3 protein-coding genes are annotated in these 1,780 nt (G+C 70.2%); 2 read left to right on the forward strand and 1 reads right to left on the reverse strand.

Annotation, left to right across the window (positions count from 1 at the left end):
- Positions 1–14 precede the first annotated feature (14 nt).
- Entirely contained in the window at positions 15–83 is a 69-nt protein-coding gene (locus BGO22_RS22420; RefSeq protein ID WP_353744352.1) for a universal stress protein, read from the forward strand.
- Between the two features lie 25 nt (positions 84–108).
- On the opposite strand, the gene BGO22_RS13910 is transcribed toward BGO22_RS22420, so the two are convergent.
- Positions 109–1,215, reverse strand: a complete 1,107-nt coding sequence (locus BGO22_RS13910) for an ABC transporter substrate-binding protein (protein WP_286851348.1) — start codon at positions 1,213–1,215, stop codon at positions 109–111.
- A 134-nt stretch (positions 1,216–1,349) separates the two neighbouring features.
- On the opposite strand from BGO22_RS13910, the gene BGO22_RS13915 reads away from it, so the two are divergent.
- Positions 1,350–1,780: hypothetical protein (locus BGO22_RS13915; RefSeq protein WP_286851350.1), on the forward strand; the 431-nt coding region annotated here is incomplete at its 3' end.

The raw sequence follows: 1,780 nt of genomic DNA on the forward strand, positions 1-1,780 counted from the left end.
GCGTCAAGGCCCTGATCCTGGGCAGCGTCGCGCAGAAGGTGCTGACGCACGCGCACATCCCGGTGCTGATCGTCAAGGGCTGAGAAGCGCGGGGCGGCGCGCCCCGGCTCAGCGCCGGAAGCGCCCGCTGGCGTCGATGATGGACAGGTCGGCGAAGTCCAGCCCGGTGTGGTTGCTCGGGCTGTAGCTCACGGTCAGGCCGCCCAGGTCGTAGCGCGACATGCCCTCCAGCGCGTCGCGCAGCTTCTGCGGCGTGGGGTTGGGGCCGGCGCGGCGCAGGCCCTCCACCACCACCTTGGCACCGGCGAAGCCTTCCATCATGGCGGGCGACACACCCGCCAGGCCCTTGGCCTTGGCCAGGTCCTGGGCTTCCTTGATCAGCGGGTAGCTCACCGAGCGCTCGTTGGGGAAGACCTGGGTCACGATCACGCCGCGCGCGTGCTCGCCCAGCAGTTGGATGAAGCCGTCCGAGGCGTTGTTCGACAGCGTCACCACCTGGGCGCGCGAGCCCGCCGCGCGCAGCGCCTTCACCGCGTTGGCGGTGTTGCCGGCCGAGGCGATCACCATCACCGCGTGCGCCTGCCGCTGGGCGATCTCGGCCGCCACGGCGCTGTAGTCGGGCTTGTCGCGCGGTGTCTTCTGGCGCAACACCGGTTCCAGCTTGGCCTTGGCGAAACCCTGCATCGCGCCGGCCGCGCTGTCGGCGCCGAAGGAGTCGTCGGTCTCGATGATGGCGATGCGGTTCTGGCCGATGCTGGCCAGGTGTTCGACGGCGCGCGCGGCCTCGCGCTGGTAGGTGGCGCGCACGTTGAACACCCAGGGGTTGACCGGCTGGTGCAGCACCATGGCGCCGGTGCTGGGCGCCACCAGCGGCACCTGGTGCTCGGCCAGCAGCGGCAGCAGCGCCTCGGAGTGCGGCGTGCCCCGGTTGAGGAACAGGGCCAGCACGCCGCGCTGGGTGATCAGCTCGCGCGCGACCTGCACCGTTACCTTGGGGTCGAACTTGTCGTCGACCGAGATCAGTTCGATCTTCTCGCCGTGCACGCCGCCGCGCGCGTTCACGGCGTCGAAGTACAGCCGCGCGCCTTCGGTGTTTTCCTTGACCCCGGCGGCCACCGAGCCGCTGAAGCCCGAGGGCTGGCCGATGCGCAGCTGGGCGTGCGCCTGTGCGAGGAGGATGGTCAGGGCGATGGCGACGAGCAGGCGGTGCCTCATCTTTGTCTCCATTTGTAATGGCGCGCGATTCTGCGCAGAGGCTCCCCCGGAAGGACAGTGTGGAAATGACGTAGGGCGCGGCAGCGGTCGCGGGCGGTCCCTAGAATCTTCCGCTTCCCGCTCAGGAGCCCTGCATGTCCGACGATCGCCGCCCCGACCTCTCCACCCCGGCCGAACCCGATGAACGGGCGGCCGATGGGGGCGGCGCCGAGGGCCTGATCCGCATCCGCGGCGCGCGCCAGCACAACCTCAAGGGCCTGGACCTGGACATCCGCACCGGCGAACTGACCGTGGTGACCGGGCCCAGTGGTTCGGGCAAGTCCAGCCTGGTGTTCGACACCCTGTTCGCCGAGGGCCAGCGGCGCTACGTGGAAACCTTCAGCGCCTACGCGCGGCAGTTCCTGGACCGCATGGACAAGCCGGCGGTGGACCGCGTGGAGGGCGTGCCGCCCGCGATCGCCATCGACCAGACCAACCCGGTGCGGTCCTCGCGCTCGACCGTGGGCACCATGACCGAGCTCAACGACCACCTCAAGCTGCTGTTCGCGCGCGGCGCCGAGCTGTT

The organism is Hydrogenophaga sp. 70-12 (assembly GCF_001897365.1).
In the GTDB taxonomy this organism is placed as follows: Bacteria; Pseudomonadota; Gammaproteobacteria; order Burkholderiales; family Burkholderiaceae_C; genus Hydrogenophaga; species Hydrogenophaga borbori.

Coding starts and splice junctions, on each gene's coding strand:
- BGO22_RS13910 (WP_286851348.1), bottom strand. CDS start 1,215: ATGAGGCACCGCCTGCTCGTCGCCATCGCCCTGACCATCCTCCTCGCA.